At 66.9% G+C, this 18,912-nt stretch carries 18 protein-coding genes, 1 pseudogene and 1 riboswitch; of the genes and pseudogenes, 8 read left to right on the top strand and 11 right to left on the bottom strand.

The features are described 5' to 3' along the window. Nucleotides 1–22: 22 nt before the first annotated feature. From AC6LKG_RS01285 to AC6LKG_RS01265, 5 genes are all read right to left on the bottom strand, one after another. A complete protein-coding gene (locus AC6LKG_RS01285; RefSeq protein ID WP_498162103.1) occupies nucleotides 23–1,093 on the bottom strand; it encodes a hypothetical protein in 1,071 nt (356 codons plus the stop codon). 423 nt (nucleotides 1,094–1,516) lie between these two features. Next, nucleotides 1,517–2,773, bottom strand: a complete 1,257-nt coding sequence (locus tag AC6LKG_RS01280) for a hypothetical protein (RefSeq protein WP_498162101.1) — start codon at nucleotides 2,771–2,773, stop codon at nucleotides 1,517–1,519. A gap of 138 nt (nucleotides 2,774–2,911) precedes the next feature. Next, a complete protein-coding gene (locus AC6LKG_RS01275) occupies nucleotides 2,912–3,304 on the bottom strand; it encodes a hypothetical protein (RefSeq protein WP_498162100.1) in 393 nt (130 codons plus the stop codon). Between the two features lie 78 nt (nucleotides 3,305–3,382). Continuing rightward, nucleotides 3,383–3,982 carry a TetR/AcrR family transcriptional regulator gene (locus AC6LKG_RS01270; RefSeq protein WP_498162098.1) on the bottom strand — a complete coding sequence of 200 codons (600 nt, stop codon included), beginning with the start codon at nucleotides 3,980–3,982 and terminating at the stop codon, nucleotides 3,383–3,385. 19 nt (nucleotides 3,983–4,001) lie between these two features. Then, complete coding sequence (locus tag AC6LKG_RS01265; protein ID WP_498162097.1) at nucleotides 4,002–4,598, bottom strand: NAD(P)H-dependent oxidoreductase; 597 nt, start codon at nucleotides 4,596–4,598, stop codon at nucleotides 4,002–4,004. Nucleotides 4,599–4,814: 216 nt separating this feature from the next. On the opposite strand from AC6LKG_RS01265, the gene AC6LKG_RS01260 reads away from it, so the two are divergent. The 7 genes from AC6LKG_RS01260 to AC6LKG_RS01230 all read left to right on the top strand — a co-directional run bounded on the left by AC6LKG_RS01260 (nucleotide 4,815) and on the right by AC6LKG_RS01230 (nucleotide 11,797). After that, nucleotides 4,815–5,435 (top strand): diguanylate cyclase, encoded by a 621-nt coding sequence (locus AC6LKG_RS01260; RefSeq protein WP_498162095.1) that lies wholly within the window; start codon nucleotides 4,815–4,817, stop codon nucleotides 5,433–5,435. A 158-nt stretch (nucleotides 5,436–5,593) separates the two neighbouring features. Next, the gene (locus AC6LKG_RS01255; RefSeq protein WP_498162094.1) at nucleotides 5,594–5,911 is read left to right on the top strand and encodes a co-chaperone GroES; all 318 of its coding nucleotides are present in this window, start codon (nucleotides 5,594–5,596) and stop codon (nucleotides 5,909–5,911) included. 31 nt (nucleotides 5,912–5,942) lie between these two features. Beyond that, the gene (gene groL, locus AC6LKG_RS01250) at nucleotides 5,943–7,565 is read left to right on the top strand and encodes a chaperonin GroEL (RefSeq protein ID WP_498162093.1); all 1,623 of its coding nucleotides are present in this window, start codon (nucleotides 5,943–5,945) and stop codon (nucleotides 7,563–7,565) included. A gap of 274 nt (nucleotides 7,566–7,839) precedes the next feature. Next, nucleotides 7,840–8,283, top strand: a complete 444-nt coding sequence (locus AC6LKG_RS01245) for an Hsp20/alpha crystallin family protein (protein ID WP_498162091.1) — start codon at nucleotides 7,840–7,842, stop codon at nucleotides 8,281–8,283. A 34-nt stretch (nucleotides 8,284–8,317) separates the two neighbouring features. Continuing rightward, nucleotides 8,318–8,704, top strand: coding sequence for an Hsp20/alpha crystallin family protein (locus AC6LKG_RS01240; protein ID WP_498162090.1), 387 nt, complete (start codon nucleotides 8,318–8,320; stop codon nucleotides 8,702–8,704). Between the two features lie 224 nt (nucleotides 8,705–8,928). Then, nucleotides 8,929–10,860 carry a tetratricopeptide repeat protein gene (locus tag AC6LKG_RS01235; protein WP_498162089.1) on the top strand — a complete coding sequence of 644 codons (1,932 nt, stop codon included), beginning with the start codon at nucleotides 8,929–8,931 and terminating at the stop codon, nucleotides 10,858–10,860. A gap of 175 nt (nucleotides 10,861–11,035) precedes the next feature. Next, a complete protein-coding gene (locus tag AC6LKG_RS01230) occupies nucleotides 11,036–11,797 on the top strand; it encodes an SDR family oxidoreductase (protein WP_498162088.1) in 762 nt (253 codons plus the stop codon). Between the two features lie 51 nt (nucleotides 11,798–11,848). Here AC6LKG_RS01230 and AC6LKG_RS01225 read toward each other — a convergent pair whose 3' ends face one another. Both AC6LKG_RS01225 and AC6LKG_RS01220 read right to left on the bottom strand, forming a co-directional pair. After that, nucleotides 11,849–12,463 carry an ABC transporter ATP-binding protein gene (locus AC6LKG_RS01225; protein ID WP_498162139.1) on the bottom strand — a complete coding sequence of 205 codons (615 nt, stop codon included), beginning with the start codon at nucleotides 12,461–12,463 and terminating at the stop codon, nucleotides 11,849–11,851. Nucleotides 12,464–12,535: 72 nt separating this feature from the next. After that, a pseudogene (locus AC6LKG_RS01220) lies at nucleotides 12,536–12,754 on the bottom strand (TonB-dependent receptor plug domain-containing protein); the annotation flags it as partial. 3 nt (nucleotides 12,755–12,757) lie between these two features. Next, nucleotides 12,758–12,893: riboswitch (TPP riboswitch) on the top strand. Nucleotides 12,894–12,955: 62 nt separating this feature from the next. Between AC6LKG_RS01220 and thiM the strand changes: the two are divergent. Continuing rightward, complete coding sequence (gene thiM / locus AC6LKG_RS01215) at nucleotides 12,956–13,777, top strand: hydroxyethylthiazole kinase (protein ID WP_498162086.1); 822 nt, start codon at nucleotides 12,956–12,958, stop codon at nucleotides 13,775–13,777. A gap of 45 nt (nucleotides 13,778–13,822) precedes the next feature. On the opposite strand, the gene AC6LKG_RS01210 is transcribed toward thiM, so the two are convergent. The 4 genes from AC6LKG_RS01210 to AC6LKG_RS01195 form a co-directional block, all read right to left on the bottom strand. After that, entirely contained in the window at nucleotides 13,823–15,919 is a 2,097-nt protein-coding gene (locus tag AC6LKG_RS01210) for a TonB-dependent receptor (protein WP_498162085.1), read from the bottom strand. 286 nt (nucleotides 15,920–16,205) lie between these two features. Then, nucleotides 16,206–16,964, bottom strand: coding sequence for an iron ABC transporter ATP-binding protein (locus AC6LKG_RS01205; protein WP_063581419.1), 759 nt, complete (start codon nucleotides 16,962–16,964; stop codon nucleotides 16,206–16,208). Next, a complete protein-coding gene (locus AC6LKG_RS01200) occupies nucleotides 16,961–17,938 on the bottom strand; it encodes an iron chelate uptake ABC transporter family permease subunit (RefSeq protein WP_498162084.1) in 978 nt (325 codons plus the stop codon). Before AC6LKG_RS01200 ends, AC6LKG_RS01205 begins: the two co-directional genes overlap by 4 nt. Then, nucleotides 17,931–18,902: an ABC transporter permease gene (locus AC6LKG_RS01195; protein ID WP_498162137.1), complete on the bottom strand. Its 972-nt coding sequence runs from the start codon at nucleotides 18,900–18,902 to the stop codon at nucleotides 17,931–17,933. The genes AC6LKG_RS01200 and AC6LKG_RS01195 overlap by 8 nt, the downstream gene beginning before the upstream one ends. Nucleotides 18,903–18,912 lie beyond the last annotated feature (10 nt).

Below are 18,912 nucleotides of genomic sequence, written 5' to 3'. Positions count from 1 at the left end.
TCCGAGCTCGCCGGGCCTCTCGCTACTGCGATGCTCTTGGTAACTCGTACTGCCTGCCGCAGATTTGCGACTTATGCGTTTCTATATATGCTTGCGCTTGTTGCCGTAGCCAGTCATGAGCTTGGAGCAGCGCGAAGTCCGCTTCCTGAGCCTTGGACTCGCCGAAATAGGCGTGTATTTTCTGTCCCAGACGTTCGGCATCTGTCAAGGTAGTCATGTCCATAGCGGGATTGCTAAATCTATTCATCCGCATCGACCATGCCTTACTGGCCTCCTGCGCGCGGTACAGATTGGCGAAGAGGGGATCCTCGCGATACGCTTCAATTTGCTTGCGCACAGGTTCAGGCCAACTTTCCCAATACGCCATTTGTATACGCTCGCCTTCGATATCCAGCCTGAATGCGAGCGTCTCCCATTGGCCCCATTTCTCGGCAGGCACGGGCCAAAGAAACTCCACTGACGCGAATGCCTCCGACAGGTGTGGATCAACGTTGCTTAATGCGGTCAGAATGGGTTCAAGTTGTCCGGTTTGGATCAGGGTCTGCTTGAACTGCGCCAGCAACGCTATATTGTGAGCGCCCGTAGATGCGTCGATCAAATTCTCCGTGACCGTGGCCAAAGCCCGGCCCAGGTCGGTCAAGGTTCTGACCGTTGCCCCGTCCGCATCGGTAAGCAGACGCATTGAATGCTCGTACTGTGCATCACTTAACTGGTCGATTGCCCAAAGCATCCCCTGCTGCGTCGGCATGATCAACGCCAAGGAGGACGATTCCTGCAAATGGCGATGGAATGCGCCGCCAACCGTCTCTATGTAACGACGATAGGCCGGCAGGAACAGGCGTGAATTGTCCAGCCGCGACGGGCATCGCTGGACCAAAACCCAGCGGCGCAAGGTGTCTTCCATTGACAGTATGAGCCACGGTTCGCGCCACGCCCGCGCGAATATGCTTGATTTTTGCAACGCATCGAGCATCTTCTGCTGGTGCGGCGTAGGGGAAAACGCGGCGGCGTGCACAGCCAGCGGCAGCGCCAATATCCAACACATGATCCACGCAGTCCAGGTGGAACTACTACGGAATCGGTCGTGGCACATTACATACTCCAAGCTATTCTCGTTGGCGGATTCTGTTTACTGGGTGCCCTGTCCAGTCTCATCGCGCTGCGTCAACAACGCCTCCTCTGGCGCCTCACCCCGTTGCCGTACCGGCACATCGGTGCCGCTTTGCAAATAGCTGACTCAGTCAGTGCTGGTCGAGGGTTGCCCTTTCACCGAGTGCAGCTTATAGCCGGGCGTGCTCATATCCTGAGGCCTGGTAGCCACATCCAGAACAGCAACGACTCATCCTGTGTGCCGAACATTGGACCGTCAACGGCAACAGGCCATTTATCAGTTTGAGTTCCAAAGGTCGCCAATCGATGGACGACTCCATCACCGGGTGACACGGGGCATCGCAGTCAGACGCTGAACAGCATGTGCGTGCAAGCCGCGCCACCGCGGCGGCGGGGCCCCACCCGCTCAGTCGGTCACCAGATACGCCTGCCCGCCCGGCTTGAGGTACCGCTGCAGCGCCTGGAACGGCACGCTGCCGTGGGTGCCGAGGCAGGCGCCCGAGGCATGTCCCACGCCGGACACCGACAGGCTCAACGCGCCCGGCGAAGCGGCGCCCAGTGCCAGGTATTGCGGCCAGAGGTCGGCGCAATCTTCCAGGTTGGGACGCTGCTCGGCGAGGCGCTCTGCTGGACCGGCCTTGATCACCTGATCCACCAACCTCGACAGCGCGGCGCTGGGTTCACGGCCGAAAGTTCGTTTGCCCTGCGCGTAGGCGTCGAATACGCGGTTCCAGTCCAGGTATTCGCCACGCAACAGGTCGAAGGTATACGGTTCGAAATGATTGAACGGGTGGGCCCCGCCGCAATCCAGGCTGCCTGCTTCGGTCACGGTCAGCAACGCGCGCGACAGCCAGGTGACGTTGATGTTTTCCTCGTCGAAGCCGCCCAGGGTGCCCGCGCCGGGATTCGTGCTGGTATAGGCCGACGCCATGCATTCCAGCGCGCCCAGGCTCTTGCGCCAGTGGCGCTGTTCCAGCAGGGCGTTGACGCGCCGCATGACCTGCGGATCGGGATGACGGCTGAGACGCGGATAGGCGAACCGGGTGCGCGGATCCACCCACATGCGATAGGCCACCGCGCCCGCGCCGACATCCTTGCCCACCGGCTTGGCGTGGCCGGCCAGCTTCAGCGTTTCATAGGGCGCGCGGGTGGCGTCGATGCCGGCCTTGAGGTCGATGTCGCCCGGACCGGACTGCGCGGCGCGCGCCTGGGCGCGGTCGCGTTCGAGTTGATCGGTGTCGTAGGCGGCCACCCGTTGCAGGTCGAAGCGGCGTTGCTTGCCGGTCCGCGTGTCGGTCCACTGACCGCGATAGCCCTTGGCATCGCGTGCGCCTTGCCAACTGGCGGCGCGGTCGGCGGCATCGATCGTGGCCGTGTCGGAGGCGGGCGGCCGTGCCGGATTCGGCTTAGGCTCGTACAGGACTTCGCCCGTGCCGCGCAGGGGAATGTCGACGCCGCTCCCCGGATAGAAGTAGCGACCGCTCACGACCCCGTTGGCGCCAGCCGCGTCATCCAGTTCCAGCACCACTTCGCCGGCGCCTTGCAGCGTACCTTTGTAGACGGTGCGCTGGGCGGCATCGGCCTGCGCACCCGGCAGCGACAGGAGGGCCATCGCCAGGGCCCCCAGGGAAGGAATATGAGGGCGAAAGATGGACGATGGCATGGGGTGGGCGCAGCCGGAAATTGGGATGGGCCAACTATACCCGAGCCATCTCTGTGCCCTCCGGTTGCGGCCGACGGACGCAACACGCGAGCGCGCGCCACCGAGCCGGCGATTGAAGCGAGGCGGCCGGGCCGGTGCTTACGTGCTCTTCAGCGCCGCCAGCACCCCGGCCAGATCCAGCGCGCCGGCGCTGGCGGAACGTTTCATCGATTCCAGCCCGCGGACCACCCAGCCCGCCACCACTGCATTCGCGTCCGCCTCGTTCACCGCCATCGCCTCGTGACGCGGAACCTGGATGACAACCGCAAAGACCGCTTTCTTGCCCGAGTACTTCGCCACGGCGCTGAACCCCGACTCGGCATAGTCGCTGATGCTGCCTCCCACGTAGAGTTCGATATCCAGCGTGGTGGCGCCAGGCACCACCACCGGCGCCAACGCCGCCTTCAGTCTGGGCCGGTACGCGACGACGGCGGGCAGGAACCGCAGGCCGACCTCCGGCCCGCCCATTCTTGCGCCGAGTGCGACATCCATGCAAACTCCTTTCCCGGGCAGGCCGGTCGTGTGCGGACGGGGCATCGGCCGGGCACGGTGCGCCGGCCGCGCCGGACGTCACTTGTTTCGCTTGACCATATCCAGGATGATCCGGAAGAGTTCGTCGCGCGCCTGCGCCTCGGGGATTTCACCGGCGACGGCCGCATTCGAGAGCGCGTCAGCCGCGCCCAGCATGGCCCACAGGCTGGCCGTGGCGATGCCTTGCGGCCCGGCGAAGGGCGCGAAGAGGCGCCGGCATTTTTCGATGAAGGCATATTGGTACTGCCTTTTCAAGGCGGCCAGCTCCGGCGAGCCGTCCAGCGCCGCGAGCACCCCGGCAATCTCGCGCCCTTGCGCCGATACGCACGCGACGTATCTCGCGGCGATGACGCCGGCCTTGTCCTTCAGGGTCGGCTTGCTGGCGGCGATGGCGTCGTCGATGATCGCCGTCTGACGCGCATCGAAGTCCTGGTACAAGGCGGCCAGCAGGCCATTGCGCGTGCCGAAGTGGTCGTAGACCACCGGCTTGGAAATCCCGGCCTCTTCGGCCAGGCGCCCGAGGGTCAAGGCGTCGGAGCCTTCCTCGCTGACCAGTTTCCAGGAGACTTCCAACAACTGGCGCGAGCGCTCGTCTTTCGACAGGCGGCGGCGTGGCGGCGGGGCGGGAGCGGCGGACATCTGTATTCTCGGGTATCGATCAGGACGGCACGGCAAAGATCCGCTGGCCGATAGTGTGCGCCGCGTCGAGATGGGACGCCGGAGAGCCGGTATCCGAGGGAAGCAGCAATTCCGATGTCGCGACGCGCGCGCCGCAGTAGCCAAAGATGCCGTGGTCGATCTGCGTTTTCATGGCGCCGAAATAGCCATGCTTGTCGTAGGTTCGCATATCGGCGCCGCCGATGGCAACCAGGTGCACCGACAGGCGCTGCAATTTCTTGACCAGCTTGCCGTCCGCGCTGGCGTCATAGGCCCAGCCGTTGGTGAACACGCGGTCGATCCAGCCCTTCAACAAGCCGGGAAATGACCACCAGTAAACCGGATAGACCAGCGCCAACGCATCCGCGCGGTCGAGCCGCGCATGCTCGGCGAGGACGTCCGGCGACGGCGCCGTCTGCTTCAGGTGCAGGGCCACGTCGGCCTGGGTGAATCTCGGATCGAACCCCTGCGCGGCCAGATCCGCGATCTCGAAAGTGTGTTCCGTACCGGAGGCGGCAATGCCCTGCGCGAGCCGGGCGGCGACGGCGTGGGTCAGGGATGCCGGATCGGGATGTGCGACAACAATAAGGGCGTGCATGCGGGGCCTTCCGTATCAGAATTTCTATATACCAATCGTAGCCTACTTTTAGTAGGTTATGAAAACTCCTTTGGCCGCGATCGAGCTGGCGGCCGCGGACATGTCCGCCGACCATGCCCGCCGCGATCTTGAGCATGGGCGCCCGAAGCGATAAATTTGCTGCAGCGAAATCGTTACCGCGGCCTGCCCCGCAGGCCCGACGTTGGAGTCACACGCATGGATATCATCGAGACGATCGCTGCGCACACACGCGCGCTGCAACGCCCGCTGTACGCCGTGACGGCCAGCGCCATCCGCAAGGCCGACACTCCCCTCATCCTCACCCTGCACTGGCACGGCTTTCATCGTGATGGCGAGCCCGGCCGCCGGCTGCGCTCAGTCGCCGGTTCGGCGGTGCAGCTCAACCTGCGCTGGCACGAGTTTGCCGTGCTCGACCGCGCGTTCATCGACGCCGGATGGGCGCTCGGCGCCTGGGACGTCGAGCGCGTGGCGCGCCCGCCCTGGTGGCGCCTGAACGCGCCGGTCGCGGAAGCCGTGGCCGGCCACCGCGCCTTCGCCGATTTTTCCGACCTGCCGCCTGAGGACGACCCGGTCGTGGTGGAAGCCCCGGACCAAAGGGACCTGATCGCACTGGCGGCGCGCAAGGGCTACGTGCGCTGGCTGTTCAGGCCCCGCAAGGGCGGCCTCTGGCGCCAGCTCGATGTCGACGACAGCACGCTGGATGCCGACGGCGGACGCGCCCTGCCCTGCCCGGTTCCGCTGCAACCGGACGGCCGCGAACTGCGCCGCAAGGTGCTCTACCGGCTCGGGCGTGGGAATGGATTTTTGATTCTTTAAGTTTCATTTTGATGCATTTTTGACTCTTGAAGCGCCTTTGGCGCGCCCATAGATTTTTTGCGCATCCCGATCGCGGATGCCCGGCGCGTGACGGCGCAATGCTGTGGCGACGTGCCGGCGTTCACTTTTTGATGATCAAGACTTCAGGAGATAGAGTCATGAAGATCCGTCCCCTCTATGACCGGATTGTCGTCAAGCGAATCGAACAACAGCGCCAGACGGCGTCCGGGATCGTCATTCCCGATTCGGCCGCCGAAAAGCCCGAGCAAGGCGAAGTCCTGGCCGTCGGGCAAGGCAAGCGCAACGCCGACGGCTCCCTGCGCGAGCCCGAACTCAAGGTGGGCGACCATGTCCTTTTCGGCAAGTACACCGGCCAGACCGTGAAGATCGACGGCGAAGAACTGCTGGTCATGCGCGAAGACGACGTCTTCGCCGTGCTCGCGCCGCGGGACAAGCAACTGAAGAAGGCCGCCTGAGGCCCGGCCATCGCGAACTGAGGAGCAAGACATGAGTGCCAAAGACGTCAAATTCCACGATAACGCCCGCACCCGCGTGGTCAAGGGCGTCAATATCCTGGCCGACGCCGTCAAGGTGACGCTCGGCCCCAAGGGCCGCAACGTGCTACTCGAACGCAGCTTCGGCGCGCCCGTCATCACCAAGGACGGCGTCTCGGTCGCCAAGGAAATCGAACTGAAGGACAAGTTCGAGAACATGGGCGCGCAGATCGTCAAGCAGGTGGCCTCGAAGACAGCCGACGTGGCCGGCGACGGCACCACCACCGCCACCGTGCTGGCGCAGGCCATCGTGCAGGAAGGCATGAAGTACGTCGCCTCCGGCATGAATCCGATGGACCTGAAGCGCGGCATCGACCAGGCCGTATCGGGCGTGGTCGAGGCGCTGCGCAAGCTGTCCAAGCCGATCTCCACCAGCAAGGAAACGGCGCAGGTGGCGGCGCTGTCGGCCAACGCGGATGAAGCCATCGGCAAGATCATCGCCGACGCGATGGACAAGGTCGGGCGCGAAGGCGTGATCACCGTCGAGGACGGCAAGTCGCTGGACAACGAGCTCGATATCGTCGAGGGCATGCAGTTCGACCGCGGCTACCTGAGCCCCTACTTCATCACCGATCCCGAGAAGCAGGTGGCGCAGCTCGACGACCCGCTGGTGCTGCTGTACGACAAGAAGATCTCCAACGTGCGTGAGTTGCTGCCGGTGCTGGAAAGCGCCGCCAAGGCCGGCAAGCCGCTGCTGATCGTGGCCGAGGATGTCGAAGGCGAGGCGCTCGCCACGCTGGTGGTCAACGCCATGCGCGGCGTGCTCAAGGTCACCGCGGTCAAGGCGCCGGGCTTCGGCGACCGCCGCAAGGCCATGCTGGAGGACATCGCCATCCTCACGGGCGCCACCGTCATCTCCGAAGAGACCGGCAAGCAGCTCGACAAGGCCACGCTGCAGGACCTGGGCAGCGCCAAGCGCATCGAGGTGCGCAAGGAAGACACCATCATCATCGACGGCGCCGGCAAGCAGGAAGCCATCGACGCCCGCGTCAAGACGCTGCGCAAGCAGATCGAGGACGCCACCAGCGACTACGACCGCGAGAAGCTGCAGGAACGCGTGGCCAAGCTGGCGGGCGGCGTGGCCGTCATCAGGGTGGGCGCCGCCACCGAAGTCGAGATGAAGGAAAAGAAGGACCGCGTCGACGATGCCCTGCATGCGACCCGCGCGGCGGTCGAGGAAGGCATCGTGCCCGGCGGCGGCGTGGCGCTGCTGCGCGCCCGCGCGTCCATCCAGGACCTCAAGGGCGCCAATGCCGACCAGGACGCCGGTATCCGCATCGTGCGGCGCGCGCTGGAGGCGCCGCTGCGCGCCATCGTGGCCAATGCCGGAGAAGAGCCGTCGGTGGTGGTGGCCAAGGTGGCGGACGCCAAGGGCAACTACGGCTACAACGCCGCTACCGGCGAGTACGGCGACCTGGTGGAGATCGGCGTGGTCGACCCGACCAAGGTCACCCGCACCGCGCTGCAGAACGCGGCGTCGATCGCCGGCCTGATCCTGACCACGGACGCCACCGTGGCCCAGGCCGCCGAAGAGGCCAAGCCGCAGGCGGCGCCGGCCGAAGCCATGGACTTCTGATCCGGCTCGGACCGGGGCAGCGTGAAGGCATCGCGCCACAGGCGCGGTGCCTTTTTTTGCGTCGCGGCGCGCGAACGGGCCGCCACCGCCGAGTCCCCGCGGACCGCACTTCAACGCCGTCTATGCATTCGCGCCAGACGATTTCACAAATCAAAAACGCGGGGTCTTGAATCCACGCGGACAGCACTTATATCCCTTTTGAAGCGATCGAGCGGCTGGCGATTGCGCAGCATGAAGCGGCCCCGATCCTGTCCAACCATCTTGGGAGGTAATCATGGCGAACTACCCATTCACCGATACCGGTGTCGAGTCCTTCTTCGACGCGGTCCAGGAACAGATGGACCGTATCCTGCGCGGCGCTAACCTGCCCGCCAACCTGCGCGCCCTGCCCAGGGGGCACTTTCCGCCGGTCAACATCGGCGTGTCCGATGACGCCGCGGTGGTGGTGGCCTTCATCCCCGGCATCGACCCGGACACCCTGAAAGTGTCCATCGAAAAAGGACTGCTGACGATCAGCGGCACGCGCCAGTCGCGCGACTTTCCCGAAAATGCGCGCTACTACGCGCGCGAACGGGCCGAGGGCTCCTTCTCGCGCGCCATCGAACTGCCGGCCGATGTCGATGCCGACAACGTCGAAGCGCGCTACGTCGATGGCTGCCTGCTAGTGTCCATCAAGAAAAAGGAATCCTCCAAGCCGCGCCTCATCCCGGTGCAGTGATGCCCATCCGCCGCTTTATCCAGGAGAAACGATCATGAATACGCGAAACGAACTCGTCGTCGAACAGGAAGGCCGCAAGCCGGAGCGCCGGCCCGCCACGCTGCCCGCCGTGGACATTTTCGAGGATGCGGCCGGTGTCACCGTCATTGCCGACCTGCCCGGCGTCACCAAGGAACGCCTGAACATCAAGGTGGAATCCGACGTGCTGGTGCTTGAAGGCGAAGCCGCCGTGCCCGTGCCGCAGGAACTGCGCCTGATCCACAGTGAACTGCGCGAACCGCTCTTTCGCCGCTCGTTCCGGCTGGGGCCGGAGTTCGACAGGGACGCGATCAGCGCCAACCTCAAGCAAGGCGTGCTGACGCTGCGGGTGCCGCGTGTGCGCGAAGCCCAGCCGCGCCAGATCCCGGTGACAGTGATGTAATCCGGCGCCGCGCCGCGTAGCCACCGCGGCGCGGCGTCTTTTGGGCAGACCGGATACCTGGCCGTGCGCGCCGCCCGGCAGGTTCAACGATGGCCGTCACAGGCCAGCGATGGCGTCCAAGCGGACACCGCGGCAATGCCAACGGCCGATCAGTGGCCAATTCCGGCACATCGCGGGGATAATATCGGCTTTGCCGCCTGCAATGACTTACGGAAGCCACCCGCTTGGGCCACCAGACCTCGTCTCTTGCCGACCAATACGCGCGCCTTGACGCAGATATCGCGCAGGCCTACGCACACTGGAGCGCGGGCCAGGCCCCGCAAGCCGAACATCTCTGCCTACGGGTATTGGCGGCGCAGCCGGAACAACCGCATGCGCGCCACCTGCTTGGCCTGATCGCACACGCATACGGCCACGCGGACCTGGCCCTGGCGCATCTGCGCGTGGCTTGCCGGGCTCCAGCCGCCCCCGCCGCGTATTGCAGCAACCTGGCGGAAATATGCCGCCAGCAAGGCTTGCTGGACGAAGCCGAAGTAGCGGCGCGGCGCGCGCTGGCAATCGATCCCGCCTTGGCCGAGGCCTGGAACAATCTGGGCATCGTTCTACAGGAAAAGGGCCAACTGACAGACAGCCTCGAATGCCTGCTGCGGGTTGCCGCACTGCTGCCGGACAGCCCTCAGGCGCACAACAACCTTGGCAATACCTGCAAGCGCCTGGGGGACACGCAACAGGCCCTGGCGCATTATCGCCGCGCGCTGGCGCTCGATCCGGACTACGCGCAGGCCCTGAGCAACTACTCGGTCGCATTGAGCGATGCGGGCCTGCACCAGGAGGCACTGGCCGCGATCCAGCGCGCCATCGAAATCGATCCGCTGACACCGAATGCGCATCTGAATCTCGCCAACCTGACGCGCGCCCATGGCCAGGCCGCCGCCGAAGACGAGGCGACCGCGCCCGCCTTCGCCCCCGACCACGAACACATCCAGACCCAGGCCGAGGCCCTGTTGCGCGACGGCCACCATGCGCAGGCCGAAGCGCTGCTGCGCCAGGCGCTGCAACATGACCGACCGCCGGTGACGCTATGGCGGCTGCTTGCGCGGGCCTTGCGGCGCCAGGGAAAACTGCACGAGACGCGCGCAGCCCTGGAGCACATCGTACGCGCCGATCCGGTCGATGCGGGGGCACGCTTCGACCTGGCCGAGGTGCTGCTGGCGCAAGGGGATTTCGCCAGCGGCTGGCGCGAATACCGCTTCCGCTACCACTTGGCGCATACGGCAATGCTGGCGCGCCATGTGCAGCGGCCACGCTGGGACGGCCGGCCCATTGCCGGCCAGACCCTGTTGATCCATGACGAACAGGGATATGGCGACACCTTCCAGTTCCTGCAATTGCTGACGCTGGCGCGCGCGCGCAGCGGCGCTCACATCATCCTGGAAGTCAAAGAGGCGTGCCATGCCCTGGCGCGGCGGGGCGGCGGCTTCGACCAGATCATCATCGCCGGGACCGTGCCCCCGGCGTTCGATTACCACTGCGAGCTGATGAGTCTGCCGCAGGCGTTGGGCCTGCGGCTTGCCGACTTGCCCGCGAACACGGCCTATCTACGCCCCGACCCGGTGCGCGTGGCGCACTGGCGGGCGCGGCTGGCGCGGCTGCCGCGCCCGCTGGTCGGGTTGGTCTGGGCTGGGCGTCCCACCCATCCCAACGACGCGCTGCGCTCGCTGGCCCTGGCCGATCTGGCGCCACTGGCGCAGCCCGGCATCACCTTCCTCGGCCTGCAGCAAGGCGACGCGGCGGCCCAGGCCGCCACGCCCGTGCCAGGCATGGCCATGGTGTCGTTGAGCCAGGAAATCCGCGACTTCGACGACACCGCGGCCATCGTGACGCTATTGGACGTGCTGGTGTCGGTGGATTCCTCGCCGTTGCACCTGGCCGGCGCGCTGGGCTGTCCGGCCTGGGCGCTGTTGCCGTTCGTGCCGGACTGGCGCTGGCTGCAGGACCGCGCCGACACTCCCTGGTATCCGTCGCTGCGCTTGTTCCGTCAACCGGCGGCGCGGGCTTGGCGCCCCGTGCTGGACGACGTTGCCGCCGCGCTTGGCGCCCTGCGCGCCGGCATGGCCCAAGGCGGCGACGCGCCGCCGGACATGCCGGCGGCGTGAAGAAGCCGCCGGCTTGCGGCAGAGCGATGCCGCTGGCGTACTGCAAGGCATCGATCAAGCGCTCCCGAAAAGGCCCCGGCTGGAAGCCCGGGGCGCCGGGCGGTATAGTCACCGGCGCGGCTCGCGCCGCCGGCCTCGCCCTCCCCGATGTCGAATTCCTTCCTGGAGACTTCCCATGACCAGCGCTTCCAACGCTCCCGTCATTCTGATTACCGGCGGTGGCCGCGGGGTCGGCGCCGCGACCGCTCGGCTGGCCGCCGCGCAGGGTTACGACGTGGCGGTCAGCTACGCCTCGAACGACGCCGCGGCCCGCGCCGTGGTGGCCGATGTCCAGGCTCAGGGGCGTCGCGCCCTTGCGGTGCGCGCCGACAGCGCCGACCCTGAACAGGTCGTCAGCCTGTTCGACGCTGTCGACCGCGAATTCGGCCGTCTCGACGTGCTGGTCAACAACGCCGCCATCATCGCGCGGCAATCGCGCCTGGAAGATCTGGACTTCGCGCGCATACAGCGCATCTTCGCTGTCAACTCCATCGGCCCGATGCTGTGCGCGCAACAAGCGGCGCGGCGCATGTCACAGCGCCACGGCGGCCAGGGCGGCGCCATCGTCAATGTCTCGTCCGGCGCGGCGCGGCTCGGCAGCCCCAACGAATACGTGGACTACGCCGCCTCGAAGGGCGCGCTCGAAAGCTTCACCATCGGCTTTTCGAAGGAAGTGGCGCGCGAGGGCATCCGGGTCAACTGCGTGCGCCCGGGCCACATCTATACCGAAATGCATGCCGATGGCGGCGAGCCGGGACGGGTCGACCGCATCAAGGACACCGTGCCCATGGGCCGGGGTGGACAGCCCGAGGAAGTGGCGCGGGCCATTCTGTGGCTGGCGGGCGCCGAAGCCTCGTACGTCACGGGAACCTTCGTCGATGTCACGGGCGGCAAGTAAACAGGCCGGCTCGCGTCGGCCACCGCGCGCAACGGCCGGCTGTCGCGCCCGCTAGCGCAACGCCGCGACTTCGACCACGGTCGCTCCGCAGGCCCGCACCAGCTCGGGATCGTGGCTGGCGAACAGCACCACTCGATCTCGGCCCCAGGCCTTGAACAGTTCGGCCAGCTCGCGCCGCGCCGGCGTATCGAGCCCGTTGCTGGGGCCATCGGCGACAACCACGGCCGGGTCGCCCAGGGCCGCCGCGGTCAGGTAAACCTTGCGGCGCGTGCCCGTGGACATTTGCTCGAAGCGCTTGTCCAGGTGCGGCTCCAGGCCCAGCCGGGCGGCCAGATCGAGTATGGCGCCGTCGACCGCGACCTGCTTTTGCGCGGCGATCCGCGTCAGCAATTCACGGCCGGTCAGCGCCGGCAAATCCAGACAGTTGTCGGGCACATGGGCCAGCCGCGCCTTGGCCTGCGGTGGTGCCTGCGCCAGTGAATGGCCGTCGATCCAGACCTCGCCGCCATCCGGCGCGAGGGCGCCCGCGATGATGCCGAGCAGGCTGGATTTGCCCGTGCTTTCCTCTTCGCACAACGCCACGCAACCTGGGCCGAAGGTGTGCGTCAGCCCCTGAAAGACCAGATGGTCGCCGTAGCGCTTGGTGAGGTTATCGATGCGTAGCATGGCGCCAGTGTACGCAGGAACGCCGCGCGCGGCCAGCGGGCGCTTGCGCACCCGATTCACCGCGCCGCCCGGCGAGCCGGCGCCTTGCGGCAGACCGGCAGCGCCGCGCAGCACCTCGACGCGGTCATGCATGGCGCTGCCGCCCGAGCGAATGCTGGCGCGGCCGTAGAAGCCGCGTTCCAGCGGCACACCGTCGTACCGGATGACGCAGCCCTCGAAGCCGCGGCCCGCCATGATTCCAGAAACGCCGGCCTGTCCGGCTTGACAAGCCCCCCTTGCGCCTCCGAACATAGCCCCATCCACCCGGGGAGCTTCGGCAAGAAGCTGAGATTCCGATGGCGGCCGCGCCTGTTGCACGGCACGCGGCGCGCGAGACCCGTCGAACCTGATCCAGACAATGCTGGCGTAGGGAAGGTGCGCATCCCGCCGGCTCCTGCCGCCGCTCCATGACGCCTTGCCCCGCCAGTTGTCCCCTTGCAAGGACCTATCGGCATGGCTGCTTCCGCCCCTTCCCTTTCCGCCCTGGCGCTGGCCTCGCGCGACCTGTACGCCGCCGTGCGGCGCGACGCGCCGCTGGTGCAGTGCCTGACCAATTTCGTGTCGATGAACACCGCCGCCAACACGCTGCTGGCCATCGGCGCCTCGCCGGCGATGGTGCACGCCGTGGAAGAAGCGCCGGAATTCGCCGCCCTCAGCGGCGCGGTGGTGATCAATATCGGCACGCTCTCGGCCCCCTGGCTGGACAGCATGCTGCGGACAGCCGCCGCCGCCAACCAGGCGGGTACGCCCTGGGTGCTGGACCCGGTGGCGCACCACGCCACCGCGTTCCGCCGCGACGCGGTGCGGCGCCTGCTGGAGCTGCGGCCTGCCGTGATCCGCGGCAACGCGTCGGAGATCATCGCCCTTGCCGGCGGCAAGAGCGCCGGCAAGGGCGTGGATGCGCGCGATCCGGTGCAGCAGGCCGAGCAGGCGGCGTGCGAGCTGGCCCGCACCCATGCCACGGTAGTGGCGGTGACCGGCGAAATGGACTACCTGACAGACGGCGAGCGCGAGGTGCGCGTGACCGGCGGATCGCCGCTGATGCCGCAAGTGACCGCCACCGGCTGCGCGCTGACGGCGGCGGTCGGCGCGTTCGCGGCGGTGGCGCGCGATGACGCCTACACGGCGGCCGTGGCGGCGCTGTCCTGCTTCGGTATCGCCGGCCGCCGCGCCGGCGCGCAGGCGCAAGGCCCCGGCTCCTTCGCGTGGCGCTTCCTGGACGCGTTGGCGGCGCTGGAAACGGACAGCCTGACGGCCGAATCGCCGCTGCGCTGACCCGCCCTGCGCACGCCGCCGGACCGGGGCGCGCACGAACTGCCCCTACATGCGGTACTGCAGGCTCAGCATCGCATTGCGCGGCGCCCCCGGCATGTTCAGGTTGGGGCTGCTGCCATGCGCCGACACGATGTAGCCGGCATCGAACAGGTTGTAGACGTTCAACTGCACCGAGTACGGCCCCTGGCGCCACCAGGCGGCGGCGTCGGCGGTGACGTAGCCCGGCAGCTTGACCGTATTGCCCGGGTTGGCGAAACGCGCGCCCACCAGGTTCAGGCCGGCGCCAACGCCAAAACCATCGCCCAGGTCCTTGGTGATCCAGACATTGCCGGCATGGCGCGGCGTCAGCGTGGCGCGCTTGCCTTGCACATCCTGCCCGGCATCGCGGGCCACCGACCGGGTCACGCGCGCATCCAGGTAGGCATAGCCCAGCATCGCGCGCCAGCCGTTGGACAGGTCGCCCGACAGGGTCCACTCGGCGCCATCGGTGCGCTGCGTGCCCACCGGCACCAGGGTGTTGGTGACCGGGTTGGTGACCTTGATATCGGTGCGCTCCAGGCGGAATACCGACACTGTGGTCGAGAGCTTGCCGTCGAGGAAATCGTACTTGGCGCCGACTTCGTAGTTGGTGGTCTTTTCCGGCGCCAGGTCAACGTTGTTGGCCGCCACCGAGAACGCTTCCCCCGAAGGTTGGTAGGAGCGGCTCCACGACACGTAGTACGACTGCACGCTGTCGGGCTGGAAAACCAGGCCCAGGCGCGGGCTGAAGTTGGAATCGGTGCGCGACAGGCTCTGTCCGCTGCGGCGGTCCTCGGTCCGTTGCTCGAAACGATCGTGGCGCACCCCGCCCAGCACTTTCCAGTGCTCGCCCAGCGACACCATGTCCTGCACGTACAGGCCGAGCGTATTGAAGCGGCCCAGGTTGTTGGAGCCGGGCGCGCCCACGGCCTGCCGCCGCAGCGTCGGCAATTGCGGATCGAACAGATTGACCACCGCCACGTTGGGGTTGGAATAGCTCACCAGGTCCTTGTTCTGCTGGCCCACCTCGACACCGTAGAGGATGTCGTGGCGCACCGAGCCCCACTGCGCGCGCTGCATCAGCTCGGTCTGGTTGGTCCAGCCGTGCTCGTTGCGCAGCACATTGCCATGCGTCAGCGAAACGGTCTGCGCCGCTTCGTTGACCGAGCCCGGCAGGGTGTTGTTGCGGTTGAGCGTGTAGTGGTAGTAGCGGGTGGCGTTGCGCAGCGACCAATTGTCATTGAAACGGTGCGTCAGCGTACCGGCATAGGACTGCACCCGGGTCTGGGTGTAGTCGGTATCGCGCGCGTTCTCGGCGCCGTAGTAGGTCGACGGGTCCACGTCGACCGGACGGCCACGGTAGGCAGGAATGCCGAAATCGGTCAGGCGGCGGTCTTCCAGGAATTCGGTCTGCAACAGGAAGGTGGTATTGTCGCCCAGCTTGAACTGGGCCGACGGCGCGATCGCCTTGCGGTCGATGAACTGCTTGTCGCGGTAGCTGTCGCCCTTTTCCACGGCGCCGGTCAGGCGCCAGGCCATGCTACCGCTTTCATTGGCGCGGCCGACGTCCAGATCGAGCCGGCGGTCGTTCCACGAGCCGTAGCTCAGGCCGATCTGCGAGATATCCTCGCCCGGCTTCTTGGTGACGCGGTTGATCAGGCCGCCCGACGAGCCGCGGCCATACAGCACCGCCGCCGGGCCCTTGATGACATCGATGCGCTCGACGTTGGACAGGTCGCGGAAATACAGCGCATCGTCGCGAAACCCGTCCACGAACTGGTCGGCGATGGCGGTGAAGCCGCGTATCGACACCTGGTCGCGCTGGCCGTCGCCGGTCGAGAAGCTGACGCCCGGCACGTTCTTGAGCGCGTCCTGCACCGACATGGCGTGCTGGTCGCGCAACACCTGCGCCGGCACCACATTCACCGTCTGGGGAATGTCGCGCAGCGGCGCGTCGATCTTGGTGGCGCTGGTGGACGCGGGCGGGTTGTAGCTTTGCGCGGTGTCATCGGCGCCGACGACGCTGATCGCGGGCAAGGTGGCGGCGGGCGCGACGGCCTGGGCGTGTACGGCCAAGGGGGTCACGGCGAACAGGGCGGCGGTGAGGGGGCGGAGGACGTGCATGGCCTGCGGGTCTTTTCGAAGTCGTTTGAAATGGAAGAAACCGCCATTTTCTTGACAACGAGAATCACTCGCAATGCTTTTATCATTACGTTGTCTTGGGGCCACGATAAATAAGACATGCGTCCAATTCAGATGTTATTCAGCATGTCTGTGCGAAGCGCGCGCGGCGGGCCGGATGTCCCAGCCCGGTCGTATTCCGTCGCCGGAAACTTTCCGCCGCGCGCCGGCGCCGGCGTCGTCCCGCGAGCCAGCGGGGCACGCGCCTGCGCGCGCCTCACCACGACCGTCAGCGGTAATACACGCAGATGCGCTTGCCGCCGATCTCGTGCACGTCGATCGGCAATTCATACAGGGCGCCCAGCACCTCGGGGCGGATCAGTTCAGCGGGCGTGCCGCAATGCGCCACCCTGCCCGCCTTCATCGCCACGATGCGGTCGGCGTAGCTGGACGCGAAGTTGATGTCGTGCAGCACCAGCACCACGGTCTTGCCCAGTTCGTCGGCCGCGCGCCGCAGCGTGCCCATCATGGCCACGGCGTGCTTCATGTCGAGGCTGTTCAGCGGCTCGTCCAGCAGCACATAGCGCGTGTCCTGGCACAGCACCATCGCCACGAACGCGCGCTGGCGCTGGCCGCCGGACATCTCGTCCAGGTAGCGACCGGCCAGCGGCTCCAGGTCCAGATAGGCGATGGCCCTGTCGATATGGACCTTGTCGTCCAGTGTCAGGCGGCCGCCGGAATGCGGATAGCGCCCGAACGCCACCAGGTCGCGCACCGTCAGGCGCAGCGGCAGGTGGTTGTCCTGCCGCAGGATGGCCAGGCGCCGCGCCAATTCGCGGCTGTCGCCGCGCGTCACGTCCAGGCCGTCCACCTGGATGCGGCCGGCGGACATCGGCAGCAGGCGGCTGATCATCGACAGCAGCGTCGACTTGCCGGCGCCGTTGGGGCCGATGATGGCGGTCACGCCGCCGGCCGGCAAGGCCAGCGACACCTGGTCCACGACCACGCTGTCGCCGTATTGCTTGCTGACTTGCTGGATATCGATCATTGGCGTCCCCTGCGCAAGATCAGGGCCAGGAACATCACTCCGCCCACGAATTCGATGACCACGCTGACCGTGGTGCTCAATTGCAGCACCCGTTCCAGCAGGGTCTGCCCACCCACCAGGAAAATCACGCTGAGCAGCACGGCAGCCGGCACGGTATGGCGGTGCCGGTCCGACCCCATCGCCTGGTACGCCAGGTTGCTGGCCAGCAGGCCGAAGAAGGTCACCGGCCCCACCAGCGCGGTGGACACCGACACCAGCACGGCGATGGCGGCCAGCGTCAGCAGCAAGGTGCGGCGGTAGTCCACGCCGAGGTTCAACGCGATCTCGCGGCCCAGCGCCAGCACGTCATAGCGGCGCCGCATGCGCCAGACCAGCAGCGTCGCCGCAGCCACCGTCGCCAGCGCGATCGGCAGCAGTTCGGTGCGCACCGAATTGAAGTTGGCGAACATCCGGTCCTGCAGCACCAGGAACTCGTTCGGGTCGATCAGGCGCACCACGAAGCTGGACAGGCTGCGAAACAGCAGTCCGAAGATGATGCCCACCAGCATCATCAGGTGCAGGCTGCGCACGGCGTCGGTGAACAGCCAGCGGAACAGCAGGCAGGCGAAGACCGTCATCGCGCCCACTTCCAGCACGAAGGCCGCCACCGGATGGTTGACCGCGCCCGCCGCCTGGCCGAAACCGAACACCACCAGCGACTGGATCAGCAGGTAGAGCGCGTCAAAGCCCATGATGGCCGGCGTCAGGATGCGGTTGTGCGTCACGGTCTGGAACAGCACCGACGACACCGCCACCGCGTAGGCCACCAGCAGCATCGCCGCCAGCTTGCCGCCCCGGAATGGCAGCACGAAAGCCCATTGGCCATTGGCGCCCAGCGTCATGAAACCGACGACGCACAGCAAGGCGGCCGCGGCCAGCAGCGCCAGGCGCCAGGCCTGCGGCGAAGGCAACAGGCGCGACACGGATTCAGCCACGGCGCGCTCCCCGGCGGCGCAACAGGCACAGGAACAGCACGCTGCCCACCACGCCCACCACCGTGCCCAGCGGCACCTCGTAGGGATGGATCACCAGCCGGCCGATGATGTCGCAGGCCAGCACGAACACGCCGCCCAGCAGCGCCACCCACGGAATCGCGCGGCGCATGTTGTCGCCCAGCATCAGGCTGACCGCGTTCGGCACGATCAGGCCCAGAAACGGAATACCGCCGGCCGTGACCACCACCACGGCGGAAATCGCCGACACGATCAGCAGCCCCACCAGCGTCAGGCGCGCGTGGTTCAGGCCGAGATTGGCGGCGAACTCGCGGCCCATGCCGGCCACGGTGTAGCGGTCCGCCGCCAGATAGGCCGCGGCCGCCAGGCCGAAACCGATCCACAGCAGTTCGTAGCGCCCGCGCAGCACCCCGGAAAAATCGCCGGTGGTCCAGGCGTGCAGCGACTGCAGCAGGTCATAGCGGTAGGCAACGAAGGTGGTGACGGCGTGGATCACGCCGCCCAGGATCAGGCCGATCAGCGGCACGATGAACGGCGTGCGCAGCGGCACCCGGCGCAGCAGCGCCAGGAACAGCAGCGTGCCCGCCAGCGCGAAGCCGGTAGCGGTCAGCATCTTGCCGATCACCGGCGTGTCCGGCGCCAGCAGCGTCACCACCAGGATGCCGAGGGTGGCCGACTCGACCGTGCCGGCCGTGGTCGGCTCGACGTAGCGGTTGCGCACCAGCATCTGCATGATCAGCCCGGCCACCGCCAGCGCCATGCCGGCCAGCAGCAGGGCCAGCGTGCGCGGCACGCGGCTGACCAGCAGCAGGCGCCAGGCGCGCTCGGCGTCCGGCCCGCCGGCCAGCGCGGCGAACGAAAACGACCCCGCGCCCAGGCTGACGCTGGCCACGCACAACGACAGCAACAGCAGCAACAGGGCCGCCAGCCCGGCCCAGCCGGTCATCATCCCGCCC

The organism is Achromobacter sp. 46006, from assembly GCF_059761975.1.
The sequence above is the reverse complement of the archived record's forward strand: the minus strand, read 5'-3'. Positions and strand labels throughout refer to the sequence as shown.